Genomic DNA, 16,950 nt, shown 5'->3' on the forward strand with positions numbered 1-16,950 from the left:
CAACGCTCGAGAGGACGCCGGCCGGACGATCCGAGGTTGACCGTCGACTACAACGTGCGCGTTCGCCCGAACGAACGCAGAAGAAGATTAAGAGAGACCGCGACTTTATCGATGTCGCGAATGTCCTGCGAATATTGACCAGTGTAGAGCTTCACGATCATGCTGTCGCGAGCAGAGCCAATGAGTTCGAAATACAGGTGGAGGTAGTAAGATTGCTTGTCACCACCGCGACTTATGCTCCTGCGTCGTTGGGTGACCAGTCTGAGCTCAGATTTGAACGGAGCAAAGCCGGGCAGTTTAAGCACGACGGATTTGGATTGAAATCGGGACATGGTGGGGACCGCAACGACCGCCTTGTCCAAGGCCAAACTTACGATTTGGCCAGGTACATCGTCTACGATCGCGGGTTCATCGAGCTTGAAGGCATGAAACAAGCGTCGGGGTTTCTCAAAGCAGATGAGCGATGCGATGAGCAGCACGACGATATTGATACCTGACCACCAGGCCGCGACCGGCGAAAACTGGCCTTGTACATGCGCCGTTTCCGGGACGATGTTGACCAGCAGACCAAGGACGGTGATCATGATGATGCTTGCGATCCAGGCGAAGCTGTAGCGGTCGAACTGGTTCGACTCGTTGCCACTGCCCTTCGGCGTCACCCTGAACGGCTTGCCAAATGGTCTCACGAGACTGGAGACCACGGTAGGCAACATGCGGAATGTCGCAAAGGTCCCGACGGCGCTTGATATCACAGGCAGATAGCGCGTCGGCGTGATCCATAGCATAAGCAGAAAATACGCTGCCAGCAGCGGCACCTGATGAGACACATAATCGGCTATGTCAGTGAAATAGAGGGGGAGCAGGCCGAACCAGAGATAGACGATGGGGACGAGCAATATCATGAAGCGGACCAGATACTGCACCAGCCAGGACGCCGGCAGGAACATGATCCGTTGAAAGAGCGTCAATCCGGGGCCACGCAGCGGGCCATTATGCAGGTAAAGGGTTTGAATACCTCCCTGACACCACCGTTCGCGCTGCACAAAATAACCGGTTAGGTTTTCGGCAGCCAATCCCATCGACAGCCGCTCGTTCAGGTAGCGCGTTTTGTAGCCTTTGTTGAGCATTGAAAGAGTTGTCAGCAGGTCTTCTGTGATCGACTCCGTCGGGAATCCTCCTATTGCGTCAATGGACTTGCGGCGGGCAATCGAGCATGACCCGCAGCAGAAACTGACGTCCCAGGCGTCTCTGCTGGGCGCGATCTCGTCGAAGAACAAACGCTGCTCGTCCGGCCAGATATTCTCCAGGCCGAGGTTTGATTGCACCGGATCGGCGTTGAAGAAATGTTGAGGCGTCTGGACGATGCCGATGCTTTCGTCGCAAAAGAAGGGCAGCGTTCGGCGAAGGAAATGTCGATAGGGAACAAAATCGGCGTCGAAGACCGCAATAAACTCGCCCGAGCTGACCTTCAGCCCATTGTTCATATTGCCCGCTTTGGCGTGGTTGTTGTCGCCGCGCATGACGTGGATGACGTTCTTTTCTTCGCAATAGGCCTTCAGCCAGTCCCGGCGTTGATCGTCAAGCACGTACACATTCAATTTGTCGGGAGGATAATCCAGCGAGCGGGCGCCGATGATGGTTCGCTCGAGCACGTCGAGTGGCTCGTTATAGGTTGGAATGAAAACATCGACAGTCGGCAGCTCACGCTTGTCGCGCGCAAAGAAACCACGAGCCAGCCTGTCCGCTTCCGCGCTCCGGTCGACGTAGCGGCTCATCAATACCAGAAAAAGGATGACTTCGACGCACGCCAGAATCTCGACGACGAAGAGGATCCAAACCCAGTAGAAACTCGCACCGTTGTTGGGATAGGGAAGCACTGTCTCCGTCAAGCGCCAGAACATGTATCGCAATGCGACTGCAGCGACAAACGCGCAGGTCACCGCCCGTGTCCAGGTGTGACGGCGCGACCAATTGAACGGCCCCAGGCAAAAGAAGGCCAAAACGAGAAAGGTCGGAACCAGCGCTACAAGATACTGAACCACAGGCTTTTGACCCAGTTGGACACGTCGATGCCGTGCTTGGAAAACCTTACCTGCACTGTGCGCCCCACTTGGCAGGAGTTCGCAAAGTCGTCGTTCATGAAGGATGGATCAAGGCGAACCCGAATGCGGGCATTGCGCTGAGTCGACGGCGGCAAAGTGGCGGCAAAGGAATCGGTCTCGACCGAAGCCGAACTGCCTCTGACAGAAATGACCGTGCCCTTGAAGACATCGCTGCGGCCGAACAAACGCACCTGCGCGACAAGTCCCGGATAGATCTCGTCATAATTGACCTCGGGAACAAGGATATCCACAAACAGCTCTCGACAGTCGAGGAGGCGCATCAACTCGTCATTCAGCACAACATTCGAACCGCTGACGATACTCCTCGCCCAAACAACGCCGTCAAAGGGCGCTATCGCGGTTGCGGATTCAAGGCTGCTGACGCGATTTGCCTCTTTGACCAGCTGCTTTTGAACTTCGGTGGCTCGTGTTTCATTTTCCGCTATGCGCGAGTTCAAGTCATTGATGCGAACGACTACCTCGTCTTCACGCTGTCTCGAATAAGGCACGTCATTCTGCCCGTCGCCGAAGACAAAGATACCCTGGCGGACCGCATTGAGCCTTTGTTGCAATTGATCGACAGTCAGGTTGCTGATTTCGACCTCGCCGCCGGTCGCAGCGCCCGCGGCACGCGCGGCCTCAACCAGCTTCTGCGTGAGAATGCCTTTTGACTCGAGCTGCATCCGGCGGCTCAAGTCGACCTGGGCGACCAGATCCTGAGCTTGCGACACTTCGACTTTCTTCCGCAGGATTTCGACTTCGCGTTCGAGATTGGCAATGGTGGTCTGCTTGTAGACTTCCAATCTGGTAGACAATTCCTCGCGAAGCGCGGAGAGTTCCTCCCGTTCCTTTTTCAGTGCCGCGACGCGGTCGAGCGCCGTGTTGTGATCTGCCTCGAGCGACGCGAGGATTGCGCGATTGACGCGCGTATTTCTGATTTCTGCGAGGGATTGTCCCGCTTTGACCGGGCTGCCGACCTTGAGGGATTCTTCCGCAATTGTGCCATCGATTGGGGCATTAACGACCGCAAACCGCGCATTGACCGTGCCATCAAGGCTCGTAAAGCCGGTAATCGTCGGCAATGAAACGAGAGTCACCAGTGCCAGCAGCAGCAGGCCGACAACAATGCGTGTGATGCGATGGTTCCAGATCATGTTGGCATCCGAAGGTATCGCTTCTGCAGCATCCGCCCCAATCGAGCGGGGACAAACCGATGCAACTAATTCTTGTAATTTAGCGCATTGAAAAAAATAGACAAGTGATGGTCGTAAGCCTGAGGCAGAAGCAGGTCGGCTCTGGACGAAGCGCCGCATTGAAAGTCTACGACGCCTGTTCGATCAGGGGCTTATTCCGGCCAAAACGCCTCGGAGTGATTGGGGCCTTTTGCGGTAGAACACGCAGCATCGCTCGGCTATAAAGTTCACGCCACGTTGGCCTTTTGGCGGTAACCGATGCCCAATCCTCCCGAATCCTCAGGCGAAAGCGTTGGCAAATCGAGCACGGGTGGCAATCAGCAAGCAGTTTCGGCAACGCAAGTGACCGCCTCGGATTCGCCGAGAACCACCCAGGCCGACAGTCCGCAACTCCCTCACCGACCCTTCGTCCAAACTCGCCAGGCCGCGAGCAATCTGTTACGTGCGCTGCGTCACGATTTGCAGGCAAGTCCTGTGCTGGCGAAGATCAAGTCGATGGCTTTGTTTTTGATAACGAGGCTGACGAGGTCGATGCGGCTGGGAAGCACATCGGCTCTCACCAAATGGATGACGACTGCTCCGATCAAAGCCGGGCGCGGCATTCGCCATTGGCATAGCAAGCCGCGCGAAAGTCGCCGGCGCCGATGGCTTCCGGCGAACTGGTGGAAATTCGCTATGGGCTGGGCCTTGCTTGTGTGCCTCCTCATAGGCAGCGTGCTGGTGTGGGCACTAAAAGACGTGCCCTGGAGCGAGATTCGTGACGGAACGTTGAAGCCGATTGTTGTGCTGGAAACCGCTGACGGTGCGCCGCTCGTAAGGCAGGGACCTTATCAAGGGCCATATACGCAATACGACCAGTTCCCGTCCCATCTGATCGATGCCGTCCTTTCGATTGAGGACCGCCGGTTCATGGACCATTTCGGCGTCGATCCGAGAGGGATCGGGAGGGCGTTTCTCCGGAATTTGGAGGCTGGCTCGGTGGTGGAGGGGGGCAGCACCATCACCCAGCAACTCATCAAGCTGCAATATCTGGACAGCGATCGAACGATAAAGCGAAAGATACAGGAGGTTGTGATCGCAGTCTGGCTGGAGTGGAAGCTCGGCAAGCGGGAAATCCTGACGCGCTATCTCAACAGCGTCTATCTTGGCGCTGGCGCGACAGGCATGCCTGCCGCCGCGCGGATCTATTTCAACAAGGATATCGACGCCCTTAACTTGCCGGAATCGGCGATGCTGGCGGGGTTGCTGCGGGCTCCAAGTCAATGGAATCCCATCGACAATTTCGAAGGCGCCCGGCAGCGTAGCATGGTCGTTCTCGATGCGATGGCGACCAATGAAAAAATCACCGCGCCAGAGGCGGCGGAGGCCAAGGCGAGCTTTGCCAAGCTGCATCCAACGACGCCGACGCCGCGCTCGGGAAGCTGGTTTGCGGACTGGATTTCGCCGCAAGCGAGCGAAATCGCCGGCTCCTCGCCAGGTTCGACGTCGGTGCGAACCACGATGGTGCCACAATTGCAGCAAATCGCCGAAAGGGTCGTGAAAGGAGCCTTGGACGGTGAAGGGAAGGCAGTTGGAGCATCGCAGGCCGCGTTGGTTGCGATGACGCCCGATGGCGCGGTCGTCGCGATGGTTGGCGGGCGCGACTACAAGGCAAGCCAGTTCAACCGCGCCGTCGCAGCGATGCGCCAGCCGGGTTCCACCTTCAAGCTATTCGTCTATTACGCAGCACTGAAGGCCGGGTTCACCTTGTCTGACCAGGTTCTGGACGCGCCAATTGACATCGCTGGCTGGTCGCCAGAAAATTCCGGCGGCAACTATCGCGGTTGGGTAACGCTTGCCGAGGCGTTCGCGCGATCGCTCAATGCCGCTTCAGTCGCGCTTGCCGAAGAGGTTGGTTTAGACAATGTGATTGCCGCAGCGCGTGAACTCGGCATCGATGCACCACTCGCCAACACGCCGTCTTTGGCGCTTGGGACATCCGAAGTAAATCTGCTTAACCTCACCAGCGCCTATGCGTCCGTCCAACTCGGTAGGGCACCTGTCAAGCCCTGGGGCATCATCGACTTTCAAGCGGCAGGGCAGCCCAAGACATTTCGAGTTGGCTCACAATCAAAGCCGAACGTCGATCTTTCGCCCTACCAGTCCGATCTCCTCGGCCTCCTGCAGTTGGTGGTCGAGCGCGGTACTGGGCGTGGAGCGGACCCCGGCACGTTTGCGGCCGGCAAGACCGGCACGAGCCAGAACAATCGTGACGCCTGGTTCGTCGGCTTCACGGAAGCGCTTGTCGTCGGTGTCTGGGTTGGCAATGATGATGACGCGCCGATGAAGGGGGTGACGGGCGGCGCCCTGCCAGCGCATATTTGGCGGGATTTCATGCGCCAGGCGACGGCCGAACCTCCGCTGAATGGCGTGCGATCGACAGAAGCGGCAAGCGATGGTCAAGGCGCACCGCAGTCCTGTAACATCACCGCCTGCTCGCGCAGTTACCGCTCCTTCCGGCCGTCCGACTGTACCTATCAGCCATATTCCGGCGGCCGGCGGCTCTGCGAAAAGTGACGTGGCGCGCGTAACGAGGAGTCTGCAATCACCTCTTTACAGCTAACATGTCAGTCTGCTACATCTAATCTCAACAATCGGGAGGAAGCATATTTGACCCAGAAATTCGGCCTGTCAGTCGCTCTTGCCACGCCGTTTGACAGCAATGGCGATATTGCGATCGATGCGATGATCGTGCAGGCAAGGCGAAGCCTCGCTGCAGGATGTTCCAGCGTAACCCTGTTCGGAACGACGGGTGAAGGCTCCTCCATCGGAAGCCGGGAACGTGACCGCGTCCTCGCGTCTTTCCTCGATGCGGGGATCGCGGCAAAAAACATCATCGTCGGTGTGCTGGTCGATGCCGCCGAGGATGCGGCGATCCAGGCAGATCATGCTCTTTCCCAGGGCGTTCGTAATATTCTTCTTGCCCCGCCGTCCTATTTCAAGAATGTCAGCGACGACGGTGTCTTCCAGTGGTTTTCGGCCGTCTTCGCCATTCTGGGAGACAAGGCGCGGGACATCATCGTCTACAATCTTCCCTCGCTCACCATGGTCCCGCTGACCGTGTCGCTGATCGGACGGCTGCGGACCGCCTTCCCCAATATCGTGACAGGCGTCAAGGATTCTTCCGGCGACTGGCCGTATACCGAAAGCCTGCTCAAGGCGCATGGCGATCTCATTATCCTGGTGGGCGATGAACGGCATCTTGCCAGGGGCGTGCGGCTCGGCGGCCAGGGGGCGATCTCCGGCATGGCGAATTTTGTGCCCCGCGACGTCAAGCTGATGGCCGAAGAAGGCAAGGACGATCCCCGCATCGAGGGTTTTGTGGCCGAGCTGCTCAAATATCCTGTTGTCCCGGCCGTGAAAGCCATGATGGCGCACGTGGCGTCCGAAGAGATCTGGCTTGCGGTGCGCCCGCCGCTCGCTTCAATATCCGCCGAAGGGCAGGCGCAGCTCGCTCTTGCTTTCGATCGTCTTTTCCAGTCGAAAGCGGCATAGGTCAGACATGTTTCGGGAAGAGGCGATGGACGAAACGGACGAGCAGCCAACGCTGCGGGAAAAGGCGTATGCGAGCTTCACGCGCCATCTTCTTGCGCGTGACGTGCGTCCCGGCCAGTTCGTCTCCCAGCGCCGTCTCGTCGAGCTGACGGGACTGACGCTCGGCGCCATCCGTGAGCTCATCCCGAGGCTCGAAGCCGAAGGGCTGATCAAGACGGTCCCCCAGCGGGGTTTGCAGATTGCTCATATCGACCTCAACCTCATTCGCGAGGCCTTCCAGCTGCGCGTGTTCCTGGAGAAGGAGGCCGTCGCGCTTTTCACCCGCTCTGCGTCTGACGAGACGATCGCCGGGCTTTTGAAGCAGCATCGGGATATCGCCGATGCCATTCGAAGCGGCGATACATCGCACGAATTGGAAGTGCACGCGCAGGCCGTCGATTGGGGTATGCACGACGCCTTTATCGATGCCCTGGGAAATTCCATCATTTCGAACGCCTATCGGGTGAACTCGATCAAGATGCGCCTGATCAGTCAGGATCGTTTTCGCATCGAAGGTCACGTCGGACCTGTCATGGGCGAGCACCTGAAAGTGCTCGAGGCGATCGAACGACGATCGGCGGAGGACGCCGTCAACAGCCTTGTCGCACACATCAATCATGCAAGAGATCGTGCGCTCAGGATATAATCGGAAATAAACAGCCGGGGGTGAGGAGATCGCCGGCAAAAGGAGGAGGAATCACATGTCATCGTTTTTGAATCCGACGAGACGCGGCTTTCTGGCGGGCACAGCCGCTTTTGGGGCGAGCAGCATGCTCGGCATGCGGCTCGCATCGGCCGCCGTCGACTGGAAGCGTTTTGCCGGCACGACGCTCGAAGTCAACCTGGTCAAGAGCCCGCGCAGCGAAATACTGCTGAAGTACCTGTCCGAGTTCGAGGCGCTCACCGGCATCAAGGTCAATGCCGAAGCGACGCCCGAACAGCAGCAGCGCCAGAAGACGACGATCGAGCTCAGCTCCGGCAAGCCGAGTTTCGACGTCGTGCATATGAGCTACCATGTCCAGAAGCGGCAGTTCGAAAAGGGCGGCTGGCTTGCCGATATCAGCGGTTTCCTCAAGGACCCTTCGCTGACCGACCCGTCCCTGACGGAGGGCGATTTCGCCGAAGCCGGCCTCGCCTTCGCCAAGGACGCCGGAGGTGTTCTGCGCTCTCTTCCCTTTTCAGTCGATTATTGGATCATCTACTGGAACAAGGCGCTGTTCGAGAAGAAGGGGCTTGCTTACCCCTCGAGCTTCGAAGAGCTGGCAAGTGCTGCGGAGGCACTGACCGACGCTTCGACCAACACCTATGGCTTCGTTGCCCGCGGCCTGAAGAACGCCAATACGCCGGTCTGGACGTCGCTGCTGCTCGGCTATGGTTCGAGCCCGCTCGGCCCTGACGGCAAGCTGCGCACGACATCGCCGGAAGCGATCGATGCGGCCAAGCTTTACCAGAGACTGATGACCAAAACCGCCCCTCCCGGCGTCTCCGGCTTCAACTGGGCGGAGGCGCAGTCGGCCTTCCTGCAGGGCAAGATCGGCATGTGGCTTGATGGCGTCGGTTTTGCACCGCCGATCGAAAATCCGGAAAAGTCGCGCGTCGTCGGCCAGGTCGGTTACGGCATCATGCCGAAAGGCCCGAAGGCACAGGCCGCAGGCACCTTCGGCGACGGCCTTGGCGTCGTCGCAGCAAGCCAGAAAAAGGAAGCAGCCTACCTCTTCTGCCAATGGGCGATTTCGCATGAAATGGGCGCCCGTCTGCTGCAGGCCGGCGCCGGCGTTCCTTTCCGGCAGTCCGTCCTCGAGGATGCGAAGGTTCGCGAAGGCGTCAAGATGCCGGGCGCGTGGCTTGATGCCGTCGTCGGTTCGGGCAAGATCTCGCAGCTCGCGCTGCCGGTCATCATTCCGGTCACCGAGTTCCGCGACATCTATGGCGTCGGTCTCACCAACATGATCGGCGGCGCTGATCCCGAAACCGAACTGAAGGCAGCGACGGCACAGTTCGAACCCGTCCTGGCGAAAAGCGAGGGATAATGGCCTCGGCAAGCATCGAAACGGCCACAGCGGCCAAGGCGTCGAAAGGAAGGAGCAAACCGGATCGGTTTGCTCCCAACTACTGGCCCTTCGTCATCCCGGCGCTCATCGTCATATCGGCCGTGATCGTCTTTCCATGGGTGTTTACCGTGTGGATGAGCGTCAACAGCTGGACGCTCGGCCAAGCGCAGGTCTTTGCGGGGTGGGACAATTATGTGCGCCTCGCCGGCGACGTGCGCTTTTGGGAGTCGCTGTGGCATACGGTGCTCTATACGACGCTCTCCGTAGTGGTTCCCCTTTTTCTGGGAACGCTCGCCGCGCTGATCTTCGATGCTCAATTTCCGCTGCGCGGTCTCATCCGCGGCATATTCGTGATGCCGATGATGGCCACACCCGTCGCCATCGCACTCGTCTGGACGATGATGTTCCATCCGCAGCTCGGCGTTCTCAACTATCTCCTCTCCCTCATCGGCATCGGTCCCCAGGAGTGGATCTACAATCAGAGCAGCGTCATCCCGTCGCTGGTGCTGGTCGAGACCTGGCAATGGACGCCGCTTATCATGCTGATCGTGCTTGGCGGCCTGGCGGCGGTTCCGCGCGAACCTTATGAAAGTGCGGAGATCGATGGCGCCAATGTCTGGCAGAAATTCCGTTATCTGACGCTGCCGATGATCGCGCCTTTCCTGATGATCGCCGTGATCATCCGCAGCATCGATGCAGTGAAAAGTTTCGACATCATCTATGCCATGACCCAAGGCGGCCCCGGCACGGCGTCGGAAACGATCAACATCTATCTCTACAACACCGCTTTCGCCTATTACGATATCGGCTATGGCTCGGCCATGGCGGTTGTCTTCTTCATCCTCATCGTCCTGCTTTCTTTCGTCCTTATGATGCTCAGGCAGCGCGTGAACTGGTCCGACGGGGAGGCACGCTGATGAAGCGCAAGACGCTCGATCGCATCGGACTGCTGTTCGTCGCCCTGGTGATGATCTCGCCGGTCGTCCTGTTCTTCCTCTGGATGATCTCGCTGTCGCTGAAGTATGAAATCGACAACGGCGCCTATCCGCCGATCTTCATCCCGGAGCGCTTGGCCTGGTCGAACTATCTGAAAGTCTTCGAGGAGAACAATTTCTTCCTCTATCTCTGGAATTCGGTGCTGGTGACGGGTGCGGCCACGCTTCTGGCGCTGCTGATCGGCGTGCCCGCCGGATATGGCATCGCCCGGCTGAAGGCGGAGAAGTCCGCGATGGTCATCATGATCGCGCGCATGACACCGGGCCTTTCCTTCCTGATCCCGCTCTTCCTGCTGTTCCAATGGCTGAACCTGCTCGGCACGCTCTTGCCGCAGATCATCATCCATCTCGTGGTCACCGTGCCGATCGTCGTGTGGATCATGATCGGCTATTTCGAGACGACCCCGATGGAGCTGGAAGAGGCTGCAAGCATCGACGGCGCGACACCCTGGCAGGTTTTCCGTCTGGTCGCCTTGCCGATCGCAAGGCCGGGCATCGTCGTCGCCTTCATCCTGTCGGTCATTTTTTCCTGGAACAATTTCGTCTTCGGCATCGTGCTCGCCAGTCGCGAGACGCGCACGCTTCCGGTCGCGGTCTACAACATGCTCTCGTTCGAACAGGTCAGTTGGGGTCCGCTCGCGGCAGCCGCATTGATCGTCACCTTGCCGGTGCTGATCTTGACGGTGTTTGCGCAACGGCAGATCGTGGCAGGCCTGACGGCCGGAGCCGTCAAGTGAGCGGGTGAGACGACGGTTTTGACGACTTCTGCCTTCGACCCGCCTCCCGGTCAGGCGCGCCGCGTTTTGTGCGTCGGCGCGGCGGTTATGGATACGTTGTTTCGTGTGCGCTCGTTACCGACCGGCCAGGGCAAATTTCTGCCCTATGATATGCTGCAGATTGCCGAGGGCATGGCATCGAGCGCCGCCTTTGCCGTTGCCCGGCTTGGCGGCCATGCCAGCCTTTGGGGCGCGGTCGGCGATGACGCCACCGGCGACCGCATCATTGCCGACCTCGGCGAGAGCGGCATAGACACGAGCGGTATGGTGCGTGTGGCAGGCGCCCGCTCGGCCGTCTCGACGATCCTTGTCGATGATCAGGGCGAACGCTTGATCGTGCCTTTCTACGATGCTGGCCTGCACGAGACGGTCAAGCCGGTCACAAAACAGGACATTTCCTCCTTCGACGCGGTGCTGGTCGACGTCCGCTGGCCGAAGCTTGCGCTGCGGACGCTGTTGGCAGCGAGAGAGGCGGGCAAGCCGGCCATTCTCGATGGCGACGTTGCCGGCGATGGCGTGGTCGAGATGCTTGCGCCGGCGGCGAGCCATATCGTGTTCTCGCAACCAGCCGCTGAGCGGCTTGCGGGAACGGCCGACCCGGTGACAGTCGTCGGCCTGCTGAAGCAAAAGTTCGAGCATGCCTTCATCAGCGTCACGGCTGGCGAAAATGGCTGCTTCTGGTTCGATGACGCAACCGGCGAAGTCTGCCATCTTGCCGCTCCAAAGGTGAGAGCGGTCGATACGCTTGCAGCCGGGGATATCTTCCATGGCGCTTTCGTGTTGGCTATCGCGGAAGGCATGCCGATCGAAGAGACGATGCGCCTGTCGTCTATGGCGGCGGCGCTCAAGTGCCAGGTCTTCGGCGGTCGCACCGGCGCGCCGACCAGAGCCGAAGTCTGCAAGGTGCTTCAAGATTGGCGCCCGGCGGTGGCGACGATGAAAGTGATCACACCGGAAGAGTTGTGACAATCCAGGCAGCAACGTCGTTAATGGTGAACGCCATGGAGGTGTTCACTTGATCACGCTTGTGCTGCCACCCAAAGGCGACCAAGCCCATGCCGCCGGGTCACGGCCCTCAATCCCATATCCTCGGCCCGAGAACCGCCCACCTCGAACCTGATGCTGTCGCCAGCATTGCGCCAGTCCGCAGGTGATCGCCGGCCGCAAATGTTCATTTGAACATTTCATTCTTGCAAAGTGAACTTCGCCTGTTACCATCGGGCTCACGTTCGTAGCGGGAGGCTTCGGACCGACAACAAGTGGGAGTGAGGATGAACAAGATCGCTTTTTTCCTGTCCGCAGGATTGACCAGCCTATCGTTATCCGTTCCGGCAATGGCAGCCACGAAGATCCAGTGGTGGCACGCAATGGGCGGCGAGAATGGCGCGAAGCTTGAACAGATCGCCAAGGGGTTCAACGCATCTCAATCTGACTATGAGATCGTTCCGGTATTCAAGGGCACCTATGACGAGACGCTGACGGGCGCCATTGCTGCGTTCCGCGCCAACCAGCAGCCCGCAATCGTACAGGTCTATGAAGTTGGTACCGGCACCATGATGGCAGCACAGGGTGCGGTCTATCCCGTTTACCAGTTGATGAAGGACGAAGGTGAGGCCTGGGACCAGAGCAAATTCATTGCTCCGGTCGTCGGTTACTACTCTGACACCAGCGGCAACGTTCTGTCCTTGCCGTTCAATTCCTCGACGCCGATCCTGTATTACAACAAGGATATCTTCAAGAAAGCAGGGCTTGACCCGGAAACGCCGCCGAAAACATGGGCGGACGTTGAAGCCTTTTCGCGGACGATCATGAAGTCCGGCGCAGCTAAATGCGGTTTCACCAGCGCCTGGATCTCCTGGATCCAGACTGAGAACCTGAATGCCCTGCACGATAAGCCGTATTCCACCAAGGCCAACGGTTTTGGCGGCTTGGACGCAGAATTCACCTTCAACAATGATCTCACGATCCGCCATTGGGGCAATCTGAAGAAGTGGCAGGACGAGGGGCTCTTCAAATTTGGAGGACCTGGCGGCGGCGATAACGCTCCTCCGATGTTCTATTCTCAGGAATGCGCGATGTACATGAATTCGTCCGCCGGTCGGGCAGGGGTCATCAACAACGCAAAGGCTTTCAAGGTCGGTTTTGCGCCGCTTCCCTACTATGACGACGTTATTCCGCAGCCGCTCAACTCGATTATCGGCGGCGCCACTCTCTGGACACTGAAAGGTCGCCCGGAAGAGGAGTACAAAGGTGTCGCGAAGTTCTTCACCTACCTGCAGAAGCCGGAAGTCCAAGCCGATTGGCATCAGTTCTCGGGCTACCTGCCGATAACGGAGGCTGCCTATAAGCTGGGCCAGGATCAGGGCTATTACGAGAAGAACCCCGGAGCAGATATCGGCATCAAGCAACTGACGCGGGTGACACCCACCGACAATTCCAAGGGCATCCGTTTCGGCAACTACGTCCAGGTGCGTGGCATTATCGACGATGAGTTTGCGGCCTTGCTGGGCGAGAAGAAGACGGCGAAGGAAGCAGTTGATTCCGTGGTCGCAAGAGGCAACGAACAGCTTCGCGATTTCCAGTCCGCCAACTAATGGGCTCCGTGACGGGGGCTGGTGAAAGACCGGCCCCCGTTTCCCATCCGTCAGTGTGAGGGCCCATGCAAACCAAACGGACCGTATTTCCCAACAAGCTTTTGCCTTACCTGCTCATCGCTCCCCAAATTTTCGTGACCGTGGTATTTTTCCTTTGGCCTGCGGGAACTGCATTCTGGCAATCTTTCCTGCGTCAGGACGCTTTCGGTTTCAAAACGACCTTCGTCTGGTTTGAAAACTACCGTCGGCTCTTTGCCGATCCGATCTACATCAATGCCTTCGGCCACACGCTCATCTTCGCCATACTCGTGACGGTCCTATCAACGTCGATTGCGCTGCTCCTGGCTGCAGCGGCAATGCGCGTGTTGCGCACCTCTCGAATCTATTCGACCTTGCTCATTTGGCCCTATGCCGTCGCCCCCGCGATCGCCGGCATTCTTTGGTGGTTCATGTTCAATCCATCGATCGGCATCGTCGCCTATATGTTGCGGGCAATGGGAATCAATTGGAATCATCTGATCAATCCCGACGATGCCATGGTCCTGATCGTGATCGCGGCGACGTGGAAGCAGATTTCCTATAATTTCTTGTTCTTCTTGGCTGCGCTGCAATCCGTCCCACGCTCGCTTCAGGAAGCCGGGGCCATCGACGGAGCCGGTCCGATGAAGCGTTTCTGGACGATCGTGTTCCCGCTGATCTCACCGACGACTTTCTATCTGATCGTCATCAATATCGTCTACGCGATGTTCGACACATTCGGCATCGTTCATGCAACCACCCAAGGCGGACCGGCGCGCGCGACGGAAATCCTTGTCTACAAAGTCTATTTCGACGGGTTTATCGGGCTGAATTTGGGCTCGTCGGCGGCACAGTCGGTCATTCTCATGGTGATCGTCGTCGCTCTGACGGCCGTCCAATTCCGTTTTATCGAACGCCGCGTACAATATTGAGGAATTCCAAGGATGGTTGAGAATCGCCCCTTCCTAAATTTCCTGGCGCACCTTGTCCTCATCATTGGCGTGACGATCGTGGTGTTTCCGGTCTACGTGGCTTTCATTGCATCAAGCCATGGCCCAAACGACTTCTTGTCAGGCGTCGTGCCGCTGACACCAGGTGGCCACATCATCGAGAACTATTCGACGATGCTCTCATCCGGGATGACGAGCTCCGGGGCGCCGCCGATCGGGCCGATGATGATCAACTCGTTGATCATGGCGGTTGGCGTCGCCGTCGGCAAGATCGTCATCTCGATCCTTTCGGCCTTTGCCATCGTCTATTTCCGGTTTCCGTTCCGGACCCTGGCATTCTGGATGATCTTCATCACCCTGATGTTGCCGGTCGAGGTGCGTATCGTGCCGACCTACAAAGTCGTCGCCGATCTTGGAATGCTGAACAATTACAGCGGCCTCATCATCCCGCTGATCGCCTCGGCAACGGCAACCTTCCTGTTTCGTCAGTTCTTTCTGACCGTCCCTGACGAACTGATGGAGGCCGCCCGCGTCGATGGAGCGGGACCGATGAAGTTCTTCCGGGATATTCTGCTGCCGTTGTCGATCACCAATATCGCGGCGCTCTTCATCATCCTCTTCGTACTCGGCTGGAACCAGTATCTCTGGCCGCTCATCATAACGACCGACCAGAGCTTCTACACAGTCGTGATGGGAATCCAGCGCATGGCAGCGGTTGCCGATGCCGAGCCCCGCTGGAACCTCGTGATGGCAGCGGTCATTCTCGCCGCCCTGCCACCCGTCCTCGTCATCGTCGCCATGCAACGCCTTTTTGTCAAAGGCCTGGTCGAAACGGAGAAATGAAATGGCAACGATCAACATCATCGACGTCAAGAAGAATTATGGTACCGTTCCAGCTGTCAAAGGCATCAACCTATCCGTTGCAGACGGCGAACTCATCGTCCTCGTCGGCCCCTCGGGCTGTGGCAAATCCACCCTGCTTCGCATGATTGCCGGGTTGGAAACGATCAGCGAAGGCCAGGTCGAGATTGCGGGCCGCAATGTCAATAAGGCAGAGCCGGCCGACCGCGATATCGCCATGGTCTTTCAAAACTATGCGCTTTATCCGCATATGACGGTACGCGGAAATCTCGAATATGGTTTGAAAAATCGCGGCACCGAACGGGCCGAAATCAACCGTCGTGTGGCGGAAGCCGCCGAGATCCTCGAAATCGGACCGATGTTGGATCGTAAACCTCGCGAACTCTCCGGCGGGCAGCGCCAGCGGGTTGCGATGGGGCGCGCGATCGTTCGCGAGCCGGCCGCCTTCCTGTTCGATGAGCCGCTGTCCAATCTCGATGCCAAATTGCGCGTGCAGATGCGAGTTGAAATTCGTCGGCTGCAACGGCGTCTCAAGACGACCAGCATCTACGTCACCCATGACCAACTTGAAGCGATGACCCTCGCAGACCGATTGGTCGTCATGAACGGCGGACTTGTCGAACAGGTCGGAACGCCAGTGGCAGTCTACGACCGTCCGGCAAGCTTGTTTGTCGCAGGCTTCATCGGCTCGCCGCCGATGAATCTGGTACCGATCGACGTCCTCAGGGCGGCCGACGGCGCTGGGACCCTGGCATTGCCTGCCGGTACCGACATGGTCGGGCTCCGCCCGGACGCGTTACTTGTTGCCAGGCCGGCAGAGCCTTCCGTCCGTCTCAACGCAACCGTCGAGTTGCTCGAGCCAATCGGGGGAGAAAGCCATCTGCATGTGCGATTGGGGGGGGGCCAGCAGACGGTTGTCCTGACCGTACCGGGTCGTCCGGACTTTGCCGAGAATGCGAATATCGACATCTTTGCACGTGTTGACGCGATGCACCCTTTTAATAGCGATACGGGAAAACGCACAGATTGACTCCAGTTTATTATTTCTCCATCCAACCTTCGAAGAAGACGAAAGAGATGAGACGATGACGACCGTAGAGTCGCGATCCGGGCCGAGACGCGGTGAAGTTCAGGCACATCGAGGCGCTTCTGCCGTTGCGCCTGAAAATACGATTGCTGCCTTTCGAGCGGCCGCGGACCAGGGCGCGGAATGGGTCGAACTCGACGTTGCACTTCTTGCCGACGGTACGCCGGTCGTGATCCACGACGTTTCCATCGACCGCTGTTCCTCGTCAAAGGGAAATCTGGCCAACCTCAACGCGTCGGATCTCGCGAGAATCGACGCTGGCTCGTGGTTCAGCCCAAAATTCAAAGGCGAACCGCTGCCGACGCTGGCCCGTGTCGTTTCCGCCTTGGGCGAACTCGGTCTCAATGCCAACGTCGAGATCAAGCAGCATGCTCATCACAAATCACTCGACCAGTTGGTCAAAGTCGTTGATGAACATTTGAAAGGGCGGGCGGCGCACACCAAGATCATGATCTCGAGCTTTGATGCCGCTGCGCTGAAGGGAATGCACGAAGTCGATCCAAGCTACGAGCTCGCCATGCTGTGGAGCAACCTGCCCGCGGATTGGTTGGATATCCTTCGGTCAATTCCCGCAAAGACCATCCATCTCGACTACAAGGCTCTGAGTGTCGGGTTTCTCGAGGAGGCCGTGCGTCGCGGCATCGCGGTGCGGGCATGGACTTGCAATGATCCCAAGCTGCTCGCGTCTTTCTGGGAGGTGGGTTTGACTGGGGTGATAACAGACGACCCCAGTGTCTACCTCACGTAAGG

General features: G+C 58.3%; 14 protein-coding genes. 12 read left to right on the forward strand and 2 right to left on the reverse strand.

The genetic code is table 11. From position 1 onward, the window contains the following. Positions 1-47: 47 nt before the first annotated feature. Positions 48-2,042: a glycosyltransferase gene (locus EEQ99_RS22045; RefSeq protein WP_047619057.1), complete on the reverse strand. Its 1,995-nt coding sequence runs from the start codon at positions 2,040-2,042 to the stop codon at positions 48-50. Continuing rightward, on the reverse strand, positions 2,024-3,256 hold the full coding sequence (locus tag EEQ99_RS22050) for an HlyD family secretion protein (protein WP_047619055.1): 1,233 nt from the start codon (positions 3,254-3,256) through the stop codon (positions 2,024-2,026). Before EEQ99_RS22050 ends, EEQ99_RS22045 begins: the two co-directional genes overlap by 19 nt. Positions 3,257-3,553: 297 nt before the next feature. Between EEQ99_RS22050 and EEQ99_RS22055 the strand changes: the two genes are divergently transcribed. From EEQ99_RS22055 to EEQ99_RS22110, 12 genes are all read left to right on the forward strand, one after another. After that, positions 3,554-5,851, forward strand: a complete 2,298-nt coding sequence (locus tag EEQ99_RS22055) for a PBP1A family penicillin-binding protein (protein WP_097543794.1) — start codon at positions 3,554-3,556, stop codon at positions 5,849-5,851. Between the two features lie 93 nt (positions 5,852-5,944). After that, positions 5,945-6,829: a dihydrodipicolinate synthase family protein gene (locus EEQ99_RS22060; protein ID WP_097543795.1), complete on the forward strand. Its 885-nt coding sequence runs from the start codon at positions 5,945-5,947 to the stop codon at positions 6,827-6,829. A 7-nt stretch (positions 6,830-6,836) separates the two neighbouring features. Beyond that, the gene (locus EEQ99_RS22065) at positions 6,837-7,514 is read left to right on the forward strand and encodes a GntR family transcriptional regulator (protein ID WP_174824481.1); all 678 of its coding nucleotides are present in this window, start codon (positions 6,837-6,839) and stop codon (positions 7,512-7,514) included. Positions 7,515-7,569: 55 nt separating this feature from the next. Beyond that, complete coding sequence (locus tag EEQ99_RS22070) at positions 7,570-8,898, forward strand: ABC transporter substrate-binding protein (RefSeq protein ID WP_063473716.1); 1,329 nt, start codon at positions 7,570-7,572, stop codon at positions 8,896-8,898. After that, on the forward strand, positions 8,898-9,836 hold the full coding sequence (locus EEQ99_RS22075) for a carbohydrate ABC transporter permease (RefSeq protein WP_047619046.1): 939 nt from the start codon (positions 8,898-8,900) through the stop codon (positions 9,834-9,836). The genes EEQ99_RS22070 and EEQ99_RS22075 overlap by 1 nt, the downstream gene beginning before the upstream one ends. After that, positions 9,836-10,651 (forward strand): carbohydrate ABC transporter permease, encoded by an 816-nt coding sequence (locus EEQ99_RS22080; RefSeq protein ID WP_027664817.1) that lies wholly within the window; start codon positions 9,836-9,838, stop codon positions 10,649-10,651. The genes EEQ99_RS22075 and EEQ99_RS22080 overlap by 1 nt, the downstream gene beginning before the upstream one ends. 18 nt (positions 10,652-10,669) lie before the next feature. Beyond that, a complete protein-coding gene (locus EEQ99_RS22085; protein ID WP_047619043.1) occupies positions 10,670-11,656 on the forward strand; it encodes a sugar kinase in 987 nt (328 codons plus the stop codon). Between the two features lie 305 nt (positions 11,657-11,961). Next, complete coding sequence (ugpB, locus tag EEQ99_RS22090; RefSeq protein ID WP_127431104.1) at positions 11,962-13,284, forward strand: sn-glycerol-3-phosphate ABC transporter substrate-binding protein UgpB; 1,323 nt, start codon at positions 11,962-11,964, stop codon at positions 13,282-13,284. 65 nt (positions 13,285-13,349) lie between these two features. Then, positions 13,350-14,234 carry a sn-glycerol-3-phosphate ABC transporter permease UgpA gene (gene ugpA / locus EEQ99_RS22095; RefSeq protein ID WP_048338469.1) on the forward strand — a complete coding sequence of 295 codons (885 nt, stop codon included), beginning with the start codon at positions 13,350-13,352 and terminating at the stop codon, positions 14,232-14,234. A gap of 12 nt (positions 14,235-14,246) precedes the next feature. Next, a complete protein-coding gene (gene ugpE, locus EEQ99_RS22100; RefSeq protein ID WP_028758675.1) occupies positions 14,247-15,095 on the forward strand; it encodes a sn-glycerol-3-phosphate ABC transporter permease UgpE in 849 nt (282 codons plus the stop codon). 1 nt (position 15,096) lies between these two features. Then, entirely contained in the window at positions 15,097-16,143 is a 1,047-nt protein-coding gene (locus EEQ99_RS22105) for a sn-glycerol-3-phosphate import ATP-binding protein UgpC (protein ID WP_047619035.1), read from the forward strand. Positions 16,144-16,198: 55 nt separating this feature from the next. Beyond that, positions 16,199-16,948, forward strand: a complete 750-nt coding sequence (locus EEQ99_RS22110; protein WP_047619032.1) for a glycerophosphoryl diester phosphodiesterase — start codon at positions 16,199-16,201, stop codon at positions 16,946-16,948. Positions 16,949-16,950 lie beyond the last annotated feature (2 nt).

The sequence above is a fragment of the Rhizobium anhuiense genome (assembly GCF_003985145.1).
Classification (GTDB): Bacteria; Pseudomonadota; Alphaproteobacteria; order Rhizobiales; family Rhizobiaceae; genus Rhizobium; species Rhizobium anhuiense.

Coding starts and splice junctions, on each gene's coding strand:
- EEQ99_RS22050 (WP_047619055.1), bottom strand. CDS start 3,256: ATGATCTGGAACCATCGCATCACACGCATTGTTGTCGGCCTGCTGCTG.
- EEQ99_RS22055 (WP_097543794.1), top strand. CDS start 3,554: ATGCCCAATCCTCCCGAATCCTCAGGCGAAAGCGTTGGCAAATCGAGC.
- EEQ99_RS22065 (WP_174824481.1), top strand. CDS start 6,837: ATGTTTCGGGAAGAGGCGATGGACGAAACGGACGAGCAGCCAACGCTG.
- EEQ99_RS22070 (WP_063473716.1), top strand. CDS start 7,570: ATGTCATCGTTTTTGAATCCGACGAGACGCGGCTTTCTGGCGGGCACA.
- EEQ99_RS22075 (WP_047619046.1), top strand. CDS start 8,898: ATGGCCTCGGCAAGCATCGAAACGGCCACAGCGGCCAAGGCGTCGAAA.
- EEQ99_RS22080 (WP_027664817.1), top strand. CDS start 9,836: ATGAAGCGCAAGACGCTCGATCGCATCGGACTGCTGTTCGTCGCCCTG.
- ugpB (WP_127431104.1), top strand. CDS start 11,962: ATGAACAAGATCGCTTTTTTCCTGTCCGCAGGATTGACCAGCCTATCG.
- ugpA (WP_048338469.1), top strand. CDS start 13,350: ATGCAAACCAAACGGACCGTATTTCCCAACAAGCTTTTGCCTTACCTG.
- ugpE (WP_028758675.1), top strand. CDS start 14,247: ATGGTTGAGAATCGCCCCTTCCTAAATTTCCTGGCGCACCTTGTCCTC.
- EEQ99_RS22105 (WP_047619035.1), top strand. CDS start 15,097: ATGGCAACGATCAACATCATCGACGTCAAGAAGAATTATGGTACCGTT.
- EEQ99_RS22110 (WP_047619032.1), top strand. CDS start 16,199: ATGACGACCGTAGAGTCGCGATCCGGGCCGAGACGCGGTGAAGTTCAG.